Origin of the sequence: Streptomyces sp. NPDC079141 (genome assembly GCF_040686775.1) — a bacterium.
Taxonomy (GTDB): domain Bacteria; phylum Actinomycetota; class Actinomycetes; order Streptomycetales; family Streptomycetaceae; genus Streptomyces.
In genome coordinates this window covers 445,327-463,973 of record NZ_JBFBLP010000004.1, presented here as the reverse complement: position 1 = coordinate 463,973, position 18,647 = coordinate 445,327, and the positions used below count along the sequence as shown (strand labels likewise).

At 72.1% G+C, this 18,647-nt stretch carries 13 protein-coding genes, 2 tRNA genes, 1 other RNA gene and 1 pseudogene; 7 read left to right on the top strand and 10 right to left on the bottom strand.

Features of this window, described 5'->3' with window-relative positions; translation table 11 throughout:
* Nucleotides 1–7: 7 nt before the first annotated feature.
* Both AB0Q90_RS16335 and AB0Q90_RS16330 read left to right on the top strand, forming a co-directional pair.
* Nucleotides 8–590, top strand: a pseudogene (locus AB0Q90_RS16335) (response regulator transcription factor).
* Between the two features lie 23 nt (nucleotides 591–613).
* Nucleotides 614–689 (top strand) — tRNA-Gly (locus tag AB0Q90_RS16330).
* A gap of 42 nt (nucleotides 690–731) precedes the next feature.
* On the opposite strand, the gene AB0Q90_RS16325 is transcribed toward AB0Q90_RS16330, so the two are convergent.
* From AB0Q90_RS16325 to ffs, 6 genes are all read right to left on the bottom strand, one after another.
* Complete coding sequence (locus AB0Q90_RS16325; protein WP_363165408.1) at nucleotides 732–1,631, bottom strand: phosphoribosylaminoimidazolesuccinocarboxamide synthase; 900 nt, start codon at nucleotides 1,629–1,631, stop codon at nucleotides 732–734.
* A gap of 82 nt (nucleotides 1,632–1,713) precedes the next feature.
* Nucleotides 1,714–3,222: a N,N-dimethylformamidase beta subunit family domain-containing protein gene (locus AB0Q90_RS16320; RefSeq protein ID WP_363165407.1), complete on the bottom strand. Its 1,509-nt coding sequence runs from the start codon at nucleotides 3,220–3,222 to the stop codon at nucleotides 1,714–1,716.
* A gap of 154 nt (nucleotides 3,223–3,376) precedes the next feature.
* Complete coding sequence (locus AB0Q90_RS16315; protein ID WP_363165406.1) at nucleotides 3,377–5,587, bottom strand: hypothetical protein; 2,211 nt, start codon at nucleotides 5,585–5,587, stop codon at nucleotides 3,377–3,379.
* Nucleotides 5,588–5,944: 357 nt separating this feature from the next.
* Nucleotides 5,945–7,198, bottom strand: a complete 1,254-nt coding sequence (gene purD, locus AB0Q90_RS16310; protein ID WP_363165405.1) for a phosphoribosylamine--glycine ligase — start codon at nucleotides 7,196–7,198, stop codon at nucleotides 5,945–5,947.
* A gap of 108 nt (nucleotides 7,199–7,306) precedes the next feature.
* Complete coding sequence (locus tag AB0Q90_RS16305) at nucleotides 7,307–9,571, bottom strand: DNA polymerase III subunit gamma and tau (RefSeq protein WP_365733237.1); 2,265 nt, start codon at nucleotides 9,569–9,571, stop codon at nucleotides 7,307–7,309.
* A 77-nt stretch (nucleotides 9,572–9,648) separates the two neighbouring features.
* Nucleotides 9,649–9,747: signal recognition particle sRNA small type (gene ffs, locus AB0Q90_RS16300), an RNA gene on the bottom strand.
* 72 nt (nucleotides 9,748–9,819) lie between these two features.
* Between ffs and AB0Q90_RS16295 the strand changes: the two genes are divergently transcribed.
* Nucleotides 9,820–9,904 (top strand) — tRNA-Ser (locus AB0Q90_RS16295).
* A 277-nt stretch (nucleotides 9,905–10,181) separates the two neighbouring features.
* Here AB0Q90_RS16295 and AB0Q90_RS16290 read toward each other — a convergent pair.
* Nucleotides 10,182–11,090 carry a helix-turn-helix domain-containing protein gene (locus AB0Q90_RS16290; RefSeq protein WP_363163467.1) on the bottom strand — a complete coding sequence of 303 codons (909 nt, stop codon included), beginning with the start codon at nucleotides 11,088–11,090 and terminating at the stop codon, nucleotides 10,182–10,184.
* Nucleotides 11,091–11,220: 130 nt separating this feature from the next.
* On the opposite strand from AB0Q90_RS16290, the gene AB0Q90_RS16285 reads away from it, so the two are divergent.
* Entirely contained in the window at nucleotides 11,221–11,814 is a 594-nt protein-coding gene (locus tag AB0Q90_RS16285; protein WP_363163323.1) for an MBL fold metallo-hydrolase, read from the top strand.
* 85 nt (nucleotides 11,815–11,899) lie between these two features.
* Here AB0Q90_RS16285 and AB0Q90_RS16280 read toward each other — a convergent pair whose 3' ends face one another.
* Entirely contained in the window at nucleotides 11,900–13,216 is a 1,317-nt protein-coding gene (locus AB0Q90_RS16280) for an MFS transporter (protein ID WP_363163324.1), read from the bottom strand.
* On the bottom strand, nucleotides 13,213–14,451 hold the full coding sequence (locus AB0Q90_RS16275; protein WP_363163325.1) for an aminotransferase class V-fold PLP-dependent enzyme: 1,239 nt from the start codon (nucleotides 14,449–14,451) through the stop codon (nucleotides 13,213–13,215). The genes AB0Q90_RS16280 and AB0Q90_RS16275 overlap by 4 nt, the downstream gene beginning before the upstream one ends.
* On the opposite strand from AB0Q90_RS16275, the gene AB0Q90_RS16270 reads away from it, so the two are divergent.
* The 3 genes from AB0Q90_RS16270 (at nucleotide 14,450) to AB0Q90_RS16260 (ending at nucleotide 17,090) form a co-directional block, all read left to right on the top strand.
* Nucleotides 14,450–15,871, top strand: coding sequence for a PLP-dependent aminotransferase family protein (locus tag AB0Q90_RS16270; RefSeq protein ID WP_363163326.1), 1,422 nt, complete (start codon nucleotides 14,450–14,452; stop codon nucleotides 15,869–15,871). The two genes, AB0Q90_RS16275 and AB0Q90_RS16270, sit on opposite strands and share 2 nt — an antisense overlap.
* 83 nt (nucleotides 15,872–15,954) lie before the next feature.
* Nucleotides 15,955–16,179 (top strand): WYL domain-containing protein, encoded by a 225-nt coding sequence (locus tag AB0Q90_RS16265; RefSeq protein ID WP_365733257.1) that lies wholly within the window; start codon nucleotides 15,955–15,957, stop codon nucleotides 16,177–16,179.
* Between the two features lie 362 nt (nucleotides 16,180–16,541).
* A complete protein-coding gene (locus tag AB0Q90_RS16260; protein WP_363163327.1) occupies nucleotides 16,542–17,090 on the top strand; it encodes a DUF4396 domain-containing protein in 549 nt (182 codons plus the stop codon).
* 77 nt (nucleotides 17,091–17,167) lie between these two features.
* On the opposite strand, the gene AB0Q90_RS16255 is transcribed toward AB0Q90_RS16260, so the two are convergent.
* Nucleotides 17,168–18,586 carry an MFS transporter gene (locus tag AB0Q90_RS16255; protein WP_363163328.1) on the bottom strand — a complete coding sequence of 473 codons (1,419 nt, stop codon included), beginning with the start codon at nucleotides 18,584–18,586 and terminating at the stop codon, nucleotides 17,168–17,170.
* Between the last annotated feature and the right edge of the window lie 61 nt (nucleotides 18,587–18,647).

Here is an 18,647-nt window from a genome sequence, read left to right as displayed (position 1 = left end):
GAGTGGGGTGGTGCGGGTGCTGCTTGCCGACGACGAGGATCTGATCCGGGGTGCGCTCGCGGCGCTGCTCTCGCTGGAGGACGATCTCGTGGGCAGCCGAGATGGCGATGGCGCGGGCCCAGGAGCCCGACGTTGCCGTGCTGGATCTTCAGATGCCGGGCGCGGACGGTGTGAAGGTCGCCACATCCCTGCGGGCGGAACTGCCCTCCTGCCAGGCCATGATCGTGACCAGTCACGGTCGGCCGGGGCATCTGAAGCGGGCGCTTGCGGCGGGTGTGCGCGGGTTCGCTCCCAGGACCGTCAGCGCCCAGCGGCTCGCGGAGATCATCCGCACGGTCCGCGCCGGAAACCGTTATGTCGACCCCGAGTTGGCCGCCGACGCGATCTCCGCCGGGGACTCGCCACTGACCGCCCGGGAGGCCGAGGTGCTGGAACTCGCCGCCGACGGAGCCCCTGTCGCGGAGATCGCCGAGCGGGCCGCGCTGTCCCAGGGAACCGTGCGGAACTACCTCTCCTCGGCCGTCTCGAAGCCGGGGGCGGAGAACCGTCATACGGCGGTGCGGCTCGCCCGCGAGCGAGGTTGGGTATAGTTGGCCTCGCGCCACGGCGCAATGCGGACGTAGCTCAGTTGGTAGAGCGCAACCTTGCCAAGGTTGAGGTCGCGAGTTCGAGCCTCGTCGTCCGCTCCAGTGAAAAGGCCCCCGGTTCTCCGGGGGCCTTTCGCGTTTGCCCTACGCCCAGCTCGTGCCCGTCAGGCGCTCGTACGCCTCCACGTACTTGGCGCGGGTCGCCTCGACGACCCGCCCGGGCAGCGCCGGGGGCGGCTGCTCGCTCTTGCGGTCCCAGCCGGACTCGGCGGAGGTCAGCCAGTCGCGGACGTACTGCTTGTCGTACGACGGCTGCGCGCGGCCCGGCTCCCACTGGTCGGCCGGCCAGAAGCGGGAGGAGTCCGGGGTGAGGACCTCGTCGGCGATGACGAGCGTGTCGTCCTCGAAGCCGAACTCGAACTTGGTGTCCGCGAGGATGATGCCCCGGTCGCGGGCGATGTCCCGGCCGCGGCTGTAGACGGCGAGGGTCGCCTGGCGCAGTTGGGCGGCGGTGTCGGCGCCGACCTGGCGGGCGACCTCCTCGTAGGAGACGTTCTCGTCGTGCTCGCCGACCGCGGCCTTGGTGGCCGGGGTGAAGATCGGGGCGGGGAGTTCGCTGCCGTCGACCAGACCCTCGGGGAGGGCGAGGCCGCAGACCGTGCGGGACTCGTTGTACTCGACCAGGCCGGAGCCGGTGAGATAGCCGCGGGCCACGCACTCCACGGGGACCATCTTCAGCGACTTGCAGACCAGGGTGCGGCCCGCCCAGTCGGCGGGCGCGCCGGCCGGCAGCTCGGTGCTCAGGACATGGTTCGGGACCAGGTCGGCGAGCTGGTCGAACCACCACAGGGAGAGCTGGGTGAGGATGCGCCCCTTGTCCGGGATCTCGGTGGGGAGCACCCAGTCGTACGCCGACATACGGTCGCTGGCGACCATCACGAGGTCGCCCGCCTCGTTCTGGTACAGCTCGCGCACCTTGCCGGTGTGCAGGTGCACCAGGCCCGGAACCTGAATCGGCTCGGGCTTTTCTACGAATCCGGACACGGTTCCTCCCCGTGGTTCTGTCCAATGGGTCGATTGTCCCGTACAGGCGTCTGACCTTGGACTTGGGGTGCACTGGGTGAGCTCAGTCACGCTTGCAGATGCGGTCCAGAAGGTTGGCGGTGGCGCGCTGAACGCGGGGGTCGACGTGGCCCGGGCGGTCCAGTGCCGGGGACCAGGCGAAGGTCCCCGAGGCGAAGACCAGGGCGCCGGAGGGGGCGCGGTAGAGGGACGTGTCCTGGTGGCGGAGGACTCCGTCGGTGTCGGTGTACGGGGAGTGGGCCAGCAGGATGCGTTCCTCGTGCCGGGGCAGGGCGGTGCGCGGGAAGTAGCGGTCGGCCTCGCCGGCCACCATGTCGGCGAGTTCGTCGCCCTCGTGCGCGCCGGTGGCGTCCCACAGCCAGTGGTCGGCGTTGCGGACGATCAGCGGGTGGGGTTCGGGGACCCGGCCCGCGTACTGGATGCCGATCAGCTGCTGCTCGGGGCGGTCGATCTCGCGCCAGAGCACCGGGCGGCCCGGCCCCTGGCGCTTGCGGCAGGTGAGCAGCCGGTCGTGGACACCGGACGGGGACGGGCCCAACTCCACCTGCCAGTACATGGTGTTGGCGGAGAGGAAGACCAGCGAGGTGCCGTGCTCGCGGGCCAGTTCCACGGTGCGGCGCATGTTCGTCGACCAGTACTCGTCGTGGCCGGGGAAGACCAGGCCGCGGTAGCGCGTGGGGTCGATGTGGCCGGCGTGCAGGTCGCGGGCGTCGGCGTAGGCGAGGTCGTAGCCGTAGCGCTCGGCGAAGCGGATGAAGTCGTAGGCGTGGCCCACGTGGAGGGGGAGGCCCGCACCGGCGTACGGGCGGTCGAAGGAGACCGTCGTCGCCGCGTCGGCCTCGCCGAGCAGGCGGCCGTTCCCGTCCCAGGCGTGGTAGAGGCTCGCGCCGATGCGGCCGTCCTCCGGATAGAGGTTGTACGCCTGCCAGGTGACGTCCGGCAGCAGCAGGAGCAGGTCCGCCGGGTGGTTGTCGCGGATGGTGAACGGGATGTGGGAGCGGTAGCCGTCCGCGGTGGTGAGTACGGCGACGTAGGCGCCGAGGTTCCAGTACGAGGGGATCTGCAGCCGCCAGGACAGCCACCAGTGGTGGCAGGAGACCGTGCGGTCGGCGGTGAGGGGCGGGGGCTGGACGATGCCGGAGAGACGGGGGCTGGTGGTGATCTTTGCCGCGCCGTCGCCGTCGTAGTGGCCGATGCGGTAGATGTCGACGCTGAATTCCTGGGGTGGGTCGACGGTGATGTGGAAGTCGACGGCCTCGCCCGGGGCGACCGCGCCGGTGGAGGTGAAGCCCTTGATCTGGCGGTGGACGTCGTCGGCCGAGCGGGGTCCCGAGCCGGCGGAGCGGGCCGCTCTGCGGGGGGTGCGGGGGGAGGGTACGCGGGGGTCCTCGGGGGCGTCCGCCTGGTCCACGTACCAGGGGACCACCTGGCCCGTGTCGTCGAAGTAGGTCTCGGTGCCGCGGAGCCAGGGGACGGGGCCCTGGCCGAAGGGATCGGTGACGGCGTGCGCGAGTGCTCCCGACTCCCAGCGGCGGATCCGCTCCGGTGCCATGGTCGCTCCCTCCTCGTGCCCCCGTCACAAGCCCTTGCCATGTGCGCGATCGGTCCCAGCACATCACATTGCGCACCCATCCGGTCACTACTCGTTGCGAATTGGCCGAAAGTGGAATACGGGGTTCCGGACGGGGTCGGCCGAGGGGCTGTCGTCAGACGAGGCGTACCGGCTTTTCCGGGCGTATGCCCGATTCCACCAGCCAGGCCTGGAGGGGGGCCGGGTCGCCGTCCTCGATGAGGCTGAGGACTCTGGGGGTCAGGTCGGTGGCTCGTTCGCCGTTGATGAGGAGGGCGGGGCCGTCCAGCCAGTCGAGGCCCGGGGTGGCGCCGGCGGTGTCCATGGCCGCGCAGCAGACCATCGCGGTGACGTGGTCCGCCAGCAGTTCGCGGGCCGTGCGGGGTGGCTGGAGGGGGAAGAGCGGGAGGGCGCCGTCGTCCCAGAGGGCGGCGTCGGGGGCGGGGGTGCCTGAGGCCGGGGCCGGGGGGCGGTGGGACGGGGCCGCGGCCTCTTCTCGCGCCAGTGCCGCGGTGAGGCCTGCGGCGAGGGCGGCGGTGCGGGGGTTTTCGGGCTCGTCGGCCTCGGCTTCGCCTTCGGCCCTGTCTTCGTTCCCACCCGCACTACCCGTGCGGCTTTCGTCGTCGAGTGCGGGTGGCCCCTGTGGGGCGGGGTCGCTGTCGGCGGCTGCGAGGGTGTGCCGCGGGGGCGCCTCGGCTTCAGCGTCGGCGCCGTATGCGGTCCCAACCGCACCACCCGTGCGGCATTCGTCGTCGAGTGCGGGTGACCCCTGTGGGGCGGGGTCGCCGTCGGCGGCTGCGGGGGTGTGCCGCGCGGGCGCCTCGGCTTCAGCGTCGGCGCCGTATGCGGTCCCAACCGCACCACCCGTGCGGCATTCGTCGTCGAGCGTGGGTGGCCCCTGTGGGGCGGGGTCGCCGTCGGCGGCTGCGGGGGTGCGCCGCGCGGGCGCCTCGGCTTCGCCGTTGACGGGTGCGGGGGTGATCTGCGCGGGCGCCTCGGCTTCGCCGTCGGCGGGTGCGGGGGTCAGGGGTTCGTGGATGGTGGGCCGGGGCTCGGGGTCGTCCGTTGGCTGTGGTGGGGTCGACAGGTGGTCCAGGACTCTGGACAGGGTTGGGGCTGCGGAGTGGGGGCCCGTGCGGCGGATGCCCAGGGTGTCCAGGACTCGGTGGAGGCGGGCCGCGTCGGTGCGCCATTTGCGGTCCACGACCTCCTCCGGGTACTCCTGCCAGTCCACCGGGGACCAGTCCGGGCCGACCTCGGCGGGGCCGCCGTGGAAGAGGCGGGCGGCCAGGAGGGAGGCGGCCTCGTCCACCGCGCCGGGCTCCTCCAGGAGGTCGCAGGCGGGGCGCTCGCCCAGGCGGGAGGCGAAACCCTCGGCCAGGCGGTCGCGGCGGGAGAGCTCGGTGAGTGCCGCCACCACGCCCGCGTCCAGACGGGAGGGCCAGCGGCCCATCCGCCAGGCCGGCAGCGCGACGCGGGTCAGCAGGCGGTCCCAGCCCGCGTACGCCAGGCCCACCTGTTCCTGGGCGACGATCCGCAGACCGTAGTCCACAGCCTGTGCACGCTCGGCGGCCGCCGCCGCGACACCGCGCTCCATCTCGGCCGCGTGCACCCGGCAGCTGCGCAGGAGCAGTCGGGCCACCCGGCCGACGGCGGACAGGACGGCACGGGACACCGGGCCGCGATGCGGGGCCGAGGCCACGGCCACCGCCGCGTCCAGGCCTCGTACGAAGCGGCGGGCCGCGGCTATGTCCGGGTGCGCCGAAGGTCCCGTACCGGCGACGACCGGGGCGAGGACGGCGCGGAGCTCGCCGACGCGCATCCACCACAGGAACGGGGAGCCGATGACGAGGACCGGGGCCGCTGCCGCACGGCGGTGGGGGCCGCGGCGGCCGCCCGTGATCTCGTCACGGTCCTCGGGCGGGGGCGGGCCGTGGGCCGGGTGGGTGCGGTCCTCCAGCCAGCTGTCGCAGTCCGGGGTGAGCGCTATCGCGGAGGGCGCGGGCACGTCGAGCCGGTCGGCGAGGTCGCGCACCATCCGGTACAGGTCGGGGGCCGACTCCTCCGCGATCGGGACCGTCGGGCTGACGGCCGGACGGGAACGGGCGACGACCAGGGCGATGCCGCCGGCGGCGAGCAGAACGAGCACGGCGAACGGGGTCACGGCCCAGCGGGCGGCCTGCCAGCCGGGGCCCACGAGGTGGCCGGTGGACACACCGGCCGACAGCACCACGGCGACCGCCGCGGGCAGCAGGGCGACGGCCAGTGCCCTGCTGCGGATCCGCAGCACGGCCAGCGCCCGGGAGCGCGCGGCCTGCGCGCCCGCCTCCACACCCATACCGGTCATGACCGGACCTCACCCCCTCCCCGACGCGCGGGCGACCCGGGATGTCCCGGCTGCCCTGTCTGCTCTGCCTGTCCTGGCGTTGGTCACTCCCCCACTGTGGCACCCGCCGCTGACATCGCAATGCCGGTGGGCCAAGTGCCGGAACGCTTGCGCCGCACCCTAGTTGGGGCCTCGGCCCCCGTCAGCCGGATGGGGGATCGGTCACTCGATGGAATGGCCTTGGGGAAAGGTGGATGACGGACAGCGAGCATCAGGCCCCTGTTTCCGACAGCATCAGGCCACGTTTCCGACAAGCAGCAGGCCCCGGCTCCTGAGACGGATCCGGGGCCTGGACGGTTCATCCTGGCGCGGTGCGGCCTACTCTCCGGCCGCCGCCTTCGCCGCGATGTCCGTGCGGTGCTGGGAGCCGTCGAGCCGGATACGGCCGACCGCCCGGTACGCGCGCTCGCGGGCCTCGGTCAGGTCCTTGCCGCTCGCCGTGACGGACAGGACGCGGCCGCCGGCGCTGACGACGGCGTCACCGTCGTGCTTGGTACCGGCGTGCAGGACGTAGGCGTGCGGGGCGTCCTCGGCGGCGACCTCGTCGAGGCCGGTGATCGGGTCGCCGGTGCGCGGGGTGCCGGGGTAGTTGTGCGAGGCCACGACGACCGTGACCGCGGCGTCGGCGCTCCAGCGCAGCGGCGCCAGGTCGGCGAGGTCGCCCTTGGCGGCGGCCAGCAGGACACCCGCGAGCGGGGTCTTCAGACGGGCCAGGACGACCTGGGTCTCCGGGTCGCCGAAGCGCGCGTTGAACTCGATCACGCGCACACCACGGGAGGTGATGGCGAGACCGGCGTAGAGCAGACCGGAGAACGGGGTGCCGCGGCGGTGCATCTCGTCGACGGTGGGCTGCAGAACGGTCTGCAGGACCTCCTCGACCAGCTTCGGGTCGGCCCAGGGCAGCGGGGAGTACGCACCCATGCCGCCGGTGTTCGGGCCCTCGTCGCCGTCCAGGGCGCGCTTGAAGTCCTGGGCGGGCTGGAGCGGCAGGACCGTCTCGCCGTCGGTGATGGCGAACAGGGAGACCTCGGGGCCGTCGAGGAACTCCTCGATGACGACGCGCTCGCAGGCGTTGGCGTGCGCCCGCGCGGCCTCGATGTCGGCGGTCACGACGACGCCCTTGCCGGCGGCGAGCCCATCGTCCTTGACGACGTAGGGGGCGCCGAAGGCGTCGAGGGCCTCGTCGACCTCCTCGGGCGTCGTACAGACGTACGACCGTGCGGTCGGGACGCCGGCTCCCGCCATCACGTCCTTCGCGAAGGCCTTGGAGCCCTCAAGCTGCGCGGCCTCCTTGGAGGGGCCGAAGACCGGGATGCCCGCCTCGCGCACGGCGTCGGCGACCCCCGCGACAAGCGGTGCCTCCGGCCCGACGACGACCAGCTCGGCGCCGAGCTCCGTGGCCAGCGCGGCAACGGCGGCGCCGTCCAGGGCGTCGACCTGGTGCAGTTCGGCGACCTCGGCGATACCGGCGTTGCCGGGGGCGCAGTGCAGCGCCGTCACGTCGGGGTCGAGGGACAGGGAACGGCACAGGGCGTGTTCGCGGGCACCGCTGCCGATGACGAGGACCTTCACGGGGGTCAGCCTAACCGGAGCGAGGACGGCGGGTTTGTGCGGGCTTCCGAAGGGGCGGGGTAAAGGGGTTTGTGGGTTCGCACAAGGCGAGGGGGCGGTGGAGCGGTTCTACTCGTTGGTGAACTCCTCCACCACCGTCGCTCCGAGCTCCCGGACGATGAGTTCGCGGCCGGAGAGGGCCGACTCGTTGAGGTCCGGGTCGTCGTCCTCGGGGATGTCGTCCTCGGGGGCGACCGGGGGCGGCGGCGGGGGCTCCTGGGGGGAGGGCTGGGGTACGGGCGCCGGGGCCGGGGCGGCGGGGGCCGTCGCTGCCGGGGCGGCGGGCGTGGGCTGCGGTGGTGCCGGGCGCTGGGGAGCGGCCGGGGCGCCGCCGCCGTAGCCGCCACCGCCGTAACCGGAGGAGCCGCCGGTCTGCGGGGGTGCCGAGCCGGCGCCGCCCGACGGGTCGACGATCGCCTCGATCTTCCACTGGACGTTGAACTGCTCGGCGAGCGCCTGACGCAGGACGTCCTCGCTGCCGCTGCTCGCGAAGTTGTCGCGGGCGCCCGCGTTGACGAAGCCGAGCTGGAGGGTCGTGCCGTCGAAGCCGGCCACCTGGGCGTTCTGGCTGAGCAGGATCCAGGTGAAGCGGCGGCGGTTCTTGACCGATTCCAGGATGTTCGGCCAGAGCATGCGGGGGTCGAGGCCGCCGGCCGGGGCGGACGCCGGGGCAGGCGTGGGCGTCGCGGCCTGGGGGGCGGGGGTGGGTACGGGCGCGGGCGCGGATGCGGGTGCGCTGGGTGTGGTCGGCGCGGCCGGGGGCTGGCCGCCGCCCGCGGGGGCCGCTGTGGGCCAGCCGCCGGGGCGCCGGCCGCTGCCCGCGGTCGTGGCGGTCGGCCAGGCACCGGGTGCCGGACCTGCGGCGGGAGCGGACGCGGGCGCCTGGGGCTGTTCCACGCTCGGGGGCTGCGGGGCGGCGGCCGCCGGCATGGCCGGGCCGGTGGGCACGGGCTGCCCGCCCGGAGCCGGCTGGGCTGCCGGGGCGACCTGACCCGAAGGCCCACCCGCCCCCACTCCCGTCGGCGCCACGGCCTGCGCCGGACCGGGTCCGGCAGCCCCGCCCGGCCCCCGTACCGCCGCACGAGCCGCTGCCGCGCCGCCACCCGCGGGGACGCCGTGGGCCTCCGGCCCGGGGACGTACCCCATCGCGGGTGCGCCGGCGCCCGCCGAGAAGTTCACGCCGCGCTCCAGCCGGGCCAGCCGGGCCATCACGGAGCGCTCGTCCCCGTAGGCGGCGGGCAGCATCACGCGCGCGCAGATGAGTTCGAGCTGGAGGCGGGGCGAGGTGGCGCCGCGCATCTCGGTGAGGCCCTCGTTGACGAGGTCGGCGGCGCGGCTCAGCTCGGCGGCGCCGAAGGTGCCGGCCTGGGCCTGCATGCGCTCCAGGACGTCGGCGGGGGCGTCGATGAGCCCCTTCTCGGTGGCGTCCGGCACGGCGGCGAGGATCACCAGGTCGCGCAGGCGCTCCAGCAGGTCGGCGACGAAGCGGCGAGGGTCGTTGCCGCCCTCGATGATCCTGTCCACGACCTCGAAGGCGGCGGCGCCGTCACCGGTGGCGAAGGCCTCGACGACGGAGTCCAGCAGCGAGCCGTCGGTGTACCCGAGGAGGGAGGTGGCCATGGCATACGTCACACCCTCCTCGCGCGCACCGGCGAGGAGCTGGTCCATGACGGACATGGAGTCACGCACGGAGCCGGCACCGGCCCGCACGACGAGCGGCAGCACCCCGTCCTCGACGGGGATCTTCTCGCGCCCGCACACCTCCCCGAGGTACTCCCGCAGAGTCCCCGGCGGCACGAGCCGGAAGGGGTAGTGATGGGTCCGCGACCGGATGGTCCCGATGACCTTCTCGGGCTCGGTGGTCGCGAAGATGAACTTCAGATGCTCCGGGGGCTCCTCGACGACCTTGAGCAGCGCGTTGAAGCCGGCCGACGTGACCATGTGGGCCTCGTCGATGATGTAGATCTTGTACCGGCTGCTCGCGGGCCCGAAGAAGGCCTTTTCCCGCAGCTCACGGGCGTCGTCCACACCACCGTGCGAAGCGGCGTCGATCTCGATGACGTCGATGGAACCGGGGCCGTTGCGCGCGAGGTCCCGGCAGGACTGGCACTCCCCGCACGGAGTCGGCGTAGGACCTTGCTCACAGTTCAGGCACCGGGCAAGGATTCGCGCGCTGGTGGTCTTGCCGCATCCACGCGGACCGCTGAACAGGTACGCGTGATTGACCCGGTTGTTCCGCAGCGCCTGCTGCAGCGGGTCAGTGACATGCTCCTGCCCGATGACCTCGGCGAACGACTCCGGGCGATAGCGGCGGTACAGCGCGAGAGACGACACGCATACGAGGTTATAGGCGCCCACTGACAACCCGGGCCCACGGAAGAGTCCCGCGAGGAACGGAAGGGTCCCGCAGGAACGCAAGCGCCCCCCACGCACCCGCCAGAGCCAACCTACCCTTGCTGCCTTCCGGCCCTGGGGGAGTTCAGTCAGATAGCGCCGCGTGAGGGGCTGCTCAAACAGTACCCGATGGCCGGGGGTGGGAACGAGTTCGCGAGCACTCCTCAACGTCTTGTATTGTTTGCGGCGGAGGATTCGCCTAGAGGCCTAGGGCGCACGCTTGGAAAGCGTGTTGGGGGCAACCCCTCACGAGTTCGAATCTCGTATCCTCCGCAGTCGCCTGAACAGGCGAAACGAAGACCCCGGACCGCTTTGGCGACCGGGGTCTTCGGCATGTCCTGGTCTCAGTTCCGGTCTCACTTATTTCCGGCATTCGAGAAATTTCTCGCAATGTGCCACGCACCTCCCGGCGAGCACCGAGCGCCTTGTCCTGTGTGACGGCGAACCTTGACCGGAAGGAGTTCCGCAGCTCGTGCCGTAGCCCGGTGTCTGCGGGAGTGGGAGACGCCTTGCTCGGGGCGGCGATGGCCCGCCTGGCTCGACTTGTTCGTTACGGCGTGTTCGTGAAGGAGCGGCGGTAGGAGCGGGGCGGCACTCCCCGGCGGCGCACGAACTGTTCGCGCAGGACGGCCGCGCTTCCGTAGCCGACACGGTGGGCGATCTCCTCGACCGGCAGGTCCGTGGTCTCCAGGAGCTCCTCGGCGCTGCTCAGACGCAGGCTCCGCAGCCAGGCGTGGGGGGTTGTGCCGGTCGCGGCGGTGAAGCGGCGGGCGAAGGAGCGTTTGCTCATCAAGGCACGCCGGGCCAGTTCCGCGACGGGAAGCGGCTCGTGGAGGTTCTCGCGGGCCCACTCGAGCACCTCGGCGAGACGCTCGTCGCGGCAGTCTTCGGGCGCGGGGGCGGCCAGGTACTGTGCCTGCCCGCCGTCGCGGTGGGAGGGCAGCACCACGTCCCGGGCAACAGCGTTGGCCATCGCCGCTCCGTACTCCCGCCTCAGCAGGTGCAGGCAGAGATCGAAGCCCGCGGCAGCTCCTGCGCCCGTGATGATGCGTCCTTCGTCGATGTAGAGGGCGTCGGGTTCGACGGTGACGTCGGGGTGGCGGCGGGCGAGCAGTTCGGCGAACCGCCAGTGGGTGGTGGCCCGCCGGCCGTCCAGCAGTCCGGCGGCGGCGAGCGCGAAAGCGCCGACGCAGTGGGCCGCGACCAGTGAGCCGCGCTCGTGCGCGGCCAACAGTGCATCGAGCACGGCGGGAGCGGGTGATGTGCGGAAGCCGGCCCACGGCAGGGCGATCACCAGATCGGCTGAGGCGAGCCGGTCCAGGCCGTGCGTGATGGTGAGCGGCACGCCGAGGTCGGTGGGGACCGGCCCGGGCCGGTCGGTGCACAGGGCGAAGTCGAAGCCGGGCAGTGTCTCGCCGTGCGGGCCGAAGACCTCGGTGACGATGCCGACGGCGAGCATGCCGACTCCGGGCGGGGTGTACGCGGCGACGGACTCGAAGGGAGGCACACGTGCAGTGTGGCACCAATCCTGCGATCAGCGGCAGCTGTGCCACTCGTGAACGATCGTCCTGCCCGGAAAGCTTGAGGCCATGACAGACGCACCGCTCGGCCGCAGCGCCGTGTACACGATCCTGACCACCGGGTACGTCGGCTCCACCGGCCCCGGAGTCGCCGCCACCGTCTCCTACGTGTCCGACGCCGGCCGGCATGTGATCTTCGACCCGGGCATGGTGGCGAGTCGCGACCATATCCTCGCTCCGCTCGACGAGTTGGGGCTCGGCCCCGACGACATCACCGACGTGGTGCTCAGCCACCACCACCCGGACAACACCATGAACGTGGGCCTGTTCGGACGGGCCCGGGTGCACGACCACAAGGTGGAGTACCTCGGCGATCAGTGGAGGAACCGGGATGCCGAGGGTTACGAACTCACCCCGTCGCTACGGCTGATCCGCACCCCGGGCCACAGCGCCGAGGACATCACACTGCTGGCGGGCACGGACTCGGGCGTTGTCGCCTTCGCCGGTGACCTGTGGTGGCACGCGGACGGCCCGGCGGACGACCCGGTAGCCCCCGACCGTGAGGTGTTGCGCGCCTCCCGGCTCCGGGTGCTGACCGCCGCGGACCTGATCGTGCCCGGCCACGGCGGCCCGTTCAAGGCCGACGACACCACGCCACGCTAGCCGCCCCGTCCACTGCGGCCTGTGGACCGCTTCCGATGCCGCAGGGCCCCACCCCGTGCGGCAGGGCCCTTCGACGTTGTCCGTCTCAGCCTGCGGCCTGCCCACCCGCTGCCGCCGTGACGGGTTCTTCCGGTGCCGATGGCAGCCCACGGAGTCGGCTCACGGGGGACAGGACGAGCGCGATCAGCACGGCTGCGGATCCGATCGCTGCCACGGTCAACGCAGCCTGGGCGCCGATCCGGCCGGACAGCAGACCCGCGGACAGGCCGCCGAGTGCGCCGCCTCCGAACAGCAGGGTGCGGAAGACCGCCGTCATCCGGCCCATCATCGACTCCGGGGTACTCGCCTGGCGCAGGCTGACGATGATGACGCCTGCGACGCCGAGTCCGAGGTAGGTGGTGAAGAAGGAGAGGACGAACATCCCCACCATCACCGGCCGGGGGCCGGTGGCCAGGACGATGAGCATCGGGCCGGTGAGAAGGACCGACTGGGCGACGAGGTAGACCAGCCCGAGCCGGAAGCGCCGGATGACCTTCCGGGAGATCGCCGCGCCGATCAATCCGCCCACGGCGGCAGTGGCGAAAATGCCGCCGAGGGTCGTCGAGTCCAGGTGCAGGTCGCGTGTTCCGTACAGCAGGAACATCGTCCATACGGTGATCATGGAGAAGTTGCAGCAGAACCCGATCAGGGCCAGCGACCGCAGGACTGGATTCTTCAGCACCCAGCGCAAGCCGTCCCGGAGTTCGGTCGGCAGATGCCGTCGTGCGGCAGGCGGTTCGGGACGGGACTCAGGCGTGCGGATGAGCAGCAGCGAGATCAGGGACACCAGATAGGAGAACGCGTCGACGATCAGCGCCACGGGCGCGGTCAGGGCGCCGACCAGAACACCCGCGAGCCCGGGCCCGGCCACATCGGCCGCCGATGAGCTCATCCCCATCTTGGCGCCGGCTTCGACATAGTGCTCGGGGTCGCGTACGAGAGTGGGTACGTACGACATCCAGCTCACGTCGAACAGCACCGAGGCGACGCCGACGGCGCAGGCGATCACCAGCAGAGAGACCATGCTGAGCGCGTCCGTCCAGTACAGGACGGGTACGAGCGCCAGCAGGATCATCCGGACGAGGTTGGCGCCGAGCATGATCCGACGCCGCCGAGCCCGGTCCACCCACACCCCGAAGACCAGGGCAAGACCGAGGTACGGGACGAGTTGCAGGAAGCGCAGGACACCGACCTGCTCGTCGGTGGCGTCGAAGGCGGTGATCGCGGTCAGCGGCAGGGCGAGGTTCGTGACCTGGGTGCCGAGGAGCGAGAGTGTCTCGCCGAGCCAGAACCTGAGGAAGTCGCCGTTGCGCCAGAGGCTTTCCCTGAGCGGTTCTGCGGTGCGTGTCTGCGTGGCGGTCATCGCCGTCCCTGGCCGGCGAGGTCCGCTACCGCGGCGGCGACGTGGTCCACCTCCTCCTCGGTGTTGTAGTAGTGCGGCGACAGGCGCAGACACCATTCGACGCCCTTGTCCGCGAAGTCGAACTGTGCGAACTCACGGAAGCTGAGGGCCGAGTTGATGCCGCGGGCGTCCATGGCCGCCTTGAACGGCTGCGGCTGCCAGCCCTCCACTGCGAAGGTGACGAGCGCGGCGAGGCGCGGGCCGCGGTCGAGCACGCGCACCCCGGGGATGGGCTGGAGCCGGTCGCGCAGCCGGGCCGCGAGCGCCGGTGTGCGCTGCTCGATGGCCTCGATGCCGACCTTGCGGGCGTAGCGCGTCGCGGCGGCGCTGCCGAGCACCGTGGCGTAGGGGAACTCCCACTCCTCGAACCGAGCCGCCGTCCCTACGGGCTCGTAGCCGCCCGGCTCGGTCCAGCGGGCGCCGTGCATGTCGATGAACAGCGGTTCGTAGCCCGCCCGCAGGACGCGATCGGAGACGTACAGGAATCCGGAGCCGCGCGGGCCGCGGAGGAACTTCCGGCAGGTGGCGGTGAGGAGGTCGCAGCCGATCTCTTCCACGTCGATGACGAACTGGCCCACCGACTGGCAGGCATCGACCAGGTAGAGCAGGTCCAGCTCACGGCAGTGGCGGCCGATCTCGGCAACCGGCGAGACCAGACCCGAGTTGGTGGGTACGTGGGTGGCGGACACCAGGCGCGGGCGGTGGGTCCGCATCAGCGCGGCCATCGCCTCCACATCGACCCCGCCTTCGGGCGTGTCGGGCGCGTGGACGATGCGTACGCCGAATCGCTTGCGCAGGGACAGGAAGGCGATCTGGTTGGAGATGAAGTCGTCGCGGGTGGTCAGGATGACGTCGTCGGCCTCGAACGGGATCGACGACAGGGCGTTGGCGTAGGCGTGGGTGGCGCTGCCCGCGAAGGCGATGTTGTCGGGCGTGGTGTTGATGAGGGCGGCGATCTCTGTGTAGAACTCGCGGACTTCGGCGGCCTGGGCGGCCGACGCCTCGTAACCACCGATCCGTGCCTCAAGGTTCAGATGGCCGACCATCACGTCGAGGACCGGGGCTGCCAGCAGGCCACAGCCCGCATTGTTGAAGTGGATGACCTGCCGGCACCCCGGGGTGTCGGCCCGCAGAGCGGCGACGTCCAGCTGAAGTGCTTCCGAGGCAGCGCCAGTAGCACTATTCTCTTCTCTCATGAATGACGGTAGCACTTCTGGCGAGCTGGCCGACAGCCTTCGTACGCTGCTCTCCCGCCTTTCGCCCGGCGACCGGCTGCCGAGCAGCCGGGAGTTGATCAAGGAGTACCGGGTCGGCCCTGCGACCGTGGCGCGGGCCATCGCCGCACTGGCCGCCGAGGGCGCGGTGGTGACCCGTCCGGGCAGTGGGACGTACGTGGCGCAGCGCACCCGGCTCGGCGACGACGCCACTGCCACCGACACGGCCTGGCAGACGGTTGCCCTCACCGACCGCGCCGTCGACACCCACTTGATCGCCGACCCGGTCGGACCGCCACCGGCCGGGACGATCACCATGGACGGCGGCTACGTGCACCGCTCGCTCCAGCCCACCCGGGCGCTGAGCGCGGCGCTGGCGCGGGCGGCACGCCGTCCGGACGCCTGGGACCGCGCCCCGGCCGGTGGCCTGCCGGAGCTGCGCACCGTGTTCGCCCGCATCGTCGGCAGCGGCGTGGCCCCGGAGGACGTACTGGTCACCGCCGGCGGGCAGAGCGCCCTGTCAATCGCGTTCCGGGCCATCGCCGGGCCCGGCAGCCCGGTCCTGGTGGAGTCACCCACCTATCCGCGCGCGCTGGCCGCGGCCCGCGCCGCGGGGCTGCGGCCGGTGCCGGTGCCGCTCGACGCCGACGGCGTACGGCCCGACCTGCTGGCCGACGCGTTCGCGATGACCGGCGCACGGCTGCTGTACTGCCAGCCGACCTACCAGAATCCGACCGGCACCGTGCTGGCACCCGAGCGTCGCCGCCAGGTCCTCGATGTGGCGCGTGCTTCGGGCGCGTTCGTGATCGAGGACGATTTCGCGCGGTACCTGGGGCACGGCGGCCCGGTGCCGCGGCCACTGGTGGCCGACGACCGCGACGGCACAGTCGTCTACCTGACCTCACTGACCAAGCCCGCGGCGCCGAGCCTGCGGATCGGGGCGCTGGTGGCCCGTGGGCCGGTGATGGAGCGCATGCGAGCGGTGCGCCTGGTCGACGACTTCTTCGTCACCCGGCCGCTCCAGGAGGCCGCGCTGGAGGTGCTCAGCTCCCCCTCCTGGGACCGGCACGTCCGGTCCCTCGGCGTGGCGCTCCGGGAGCGGTGCGCCGTGCTGGCCGCCGCGGTCACCCAGGAAATCCCCGGCGCGGCCTTGGCCGGGCTGCCTACGGGCGGACTGCACCTGTGGGTTCGGCTGCCGCCCGGCGTGGACGACACCGTACTGACGAGCGCCGCCCGGCAACGCGGCGTCGCCGTGAGCGCCGGCAGCCGCTACTTCGCCACCGAGCCACCAGCGGCTCACCTGCGTATCGGGTTCGCCGCCACCGCCGACCACGCCGAGCTGACCGAGGGGGTACGCCGGCTGGGAGCCGCGCTCGCGGGTCTCGGCCCTGGGCAGGAGTGAGGCGCATGAAAAGCATCGGCCTCTGCGGGCCGAGTCGCAGCGGAACCGCGCCGGCGTGAACGGCCGAACCGGTCGGCTGTCACATTGGCGTCGACGGTCGTCGACTCACCGGATTCCCCTTCGGTACGGACACCGAGGAGATCGGCACCGCCATCACGGTCGAATACGTCGCCGCCTCGGGCAGCCGTACCGTCCGTACACTCAGCCCCTTCGAACTCGACCCGTCCTACCTGGAAGCCTGGTGCCACCTTCGGGACGCCGAACGAGTCTTCACGCTGTCCCGCATCCACGGCGTCATGCCGACGTAGGCCAGGCCGCGCACAAGGTCAGCGTTGCAGCCCGAGGATCAGACGGACCGCGCCTGGTCTCAGTCCTGGTCTCATTCACCCCCGTCCGACCCCGTCCGGGCGTGGCCACCCCGAACGCTCCACCGCAGGTCAGGACGGGTGCGACCCCCGCCGGACCCCCGTACGAACATTTGGAAAGCGTGTTGGGGGCAACCCCTCACGAGTTCGAATTTGTCCGGCGCAGTTTTCTCCGTACCCAGGACACGACCGGTGCCGGAAGATGATCAGCACAGGCACTGGTGGAATACCCCTGGGGGGTATATGGTTCATCGACGTGAGGCCCGGAACGCGGGTCGCACCCACAGGGGAATGGGGACACGGTCATGGATCACGGCACTCACCACGCTCGCCAGGAACACGCGCACCACACCCACGACCACACCGAGCACCAGCACCATGAGGGGCACCAGCACGCGGCGGGGCACGGGCACGGGCACGGTGCCTCCTGGCCCATGGCGGCCAAGGCCACGCTGCACTGCCTCACCGGGTGCGCCATCGGCGAGATCCTCGGCATGGTGATCGGTACGGCGCTGATGTGGGGCAACGTGCAGACCATGGTGCTGGCGATCACGCTGGCGTTCGTCTTCGGCTACTCGTTCACGCTGTTCGCGGTGCGCCGGGCCGGACTGGACCTCAAGTCCGCGATCAAGGTGGCGCTCGCCGCCGACACCGTCTCGATCGCCGTGATGGAGCTGGTCGACAACGCGATCATCGCGATCACGCCGGGCGCGATGGACGCCCATCTGTCGGACGGGTTGTTCTGGTCGGCGCTGCTGGGCGGCTTCGCGGTGGCGTTCGTGATCACCACTCCGGTGAACAAGTGGATGATCGGGCGGGGCAAGGGCCACGCGGTGGTCCACGCCTATCACTGACGGCGGACAGCAGCAGGACGAGCACGCCGGCGGGCGTACCCCTGGGGGTACGCCCTCAGTGCTGTCCGGAGGCTTTCTCAGTGCACGTGCGGGCCGCCGGTGGGCTGCGGCTTCGCCTTCGGTACGACGCCCAGACAGGCCGCCGCCCCGACGGCCGCCGTCACCGCGCAGAGCGTGAAGGCGCTGGTGAAGCCGTCGATCGCGCCCCGTTCGATGCCCGCGGCGGCGACGGTGGAGACGACCGCGACGCCGATCGAGCCGCCCACCTCGTGGAAGGTGTTGACCACGCCGGACGCCAGGCCCGCCTCCTCGTGCGCCACCATCGCCAGTGCCGTCGCGGTCGCCGTGACGAAGACCGCGCCGAGGCCGAGGGCGGCGACGGAGAGGCCGGGGAGCAGGACGGCGTAGACATTGCCGGTCTCCGACAGGCGGGTCAGGGGTGCGCAGCCGGCCGTCGCGAGGAGCAGGCCCCCTACAGCGGTGGGGCGGCTGCCGAGCCGGCCGACCAGCCGGGAGCCCAGGTGGGCGCCGAGGGCGGTGGCGACGGCCACGGGGAGGAAGACCAGGCCGGTCTCCAGGGGTCCGAAGCCGCGGACGTGCTGGAGGTAGACCGAGCCCAGGAAGAAGAAGGCGATCAGCAGGGCGGTGGCGACCAGCATCAGGAACGCGCCCGCGAGCACCGGCCGCCGGGTGAACATCCGCAGGTCCATCAGCGGGGCCCGGCTGGTGCGCTCGACGGCGGCGAAGGCCGCGTAGAGCGCCGCCGCGGCGAAGAGCGGCAGCAGGGTGCCGGTGCCGGTCCAGCCGGAGTCGCCGGCCTCGACCAGGCCGTAGATGAGCGCGGCCGTGCCCGCTGTGACCAGCAGGGCGCCGGGGACGTCGAGCCGGGTCGGCCGCGGGGTGCGGGCCGGGAGGACGGTGGGCAGGGCGGCCAGGACCGCCAGGCCGACCGGGACGTTGAGGTAGAACACCCACCGCCAGCCGGGGCCCTCGGTCAGGGCGCCGCCGAAGAGCACGCCGGCCGCCGCGCCGCTGCCGCCGATCGCGGCCCACACGCCGAGCGCCCTGGTGCGCTCCGCGCCGTGGAAGGAGGTGGTGACGACCGACAGCGCGGCCGGGGACAGCAGAGCCGCGCCGACGCCCTGGGAGACCCGGCCGGCGAGCAGCACCGACGCGTTCTGCGCCAGGCCCGTCGCCAGTGAGGCCGCGGTGAAGAGGGCGAGTCCGGACAGCAGGGTGCGGCGGGCGCCGAGGGCGTCGGCGAGCCGGCCGCCGAGCAGCATCAGTCCGCCGAAGCAGAGGGTGTACGCGGTGACCGCCCAGGTCAGCGTCGTACGGCCGAGGCCGAGGTCGGCGGCCATGTCGGGCAGCGCGACGTTGATGACGGTGACGTCCAGGATCAGCATGAACTGGGCGAGGCAGATCAGGGCCAGGGCGGCCCAGCGGCGCGGGTCGGGCGTCGGGGGTGCCGGCACATGGGCCGTGGTGCTGGTCATGACGGGTCCTTCCGGACGACTGAACTGGACGACTGAACTGAACTGTACGGAACAGTACAGC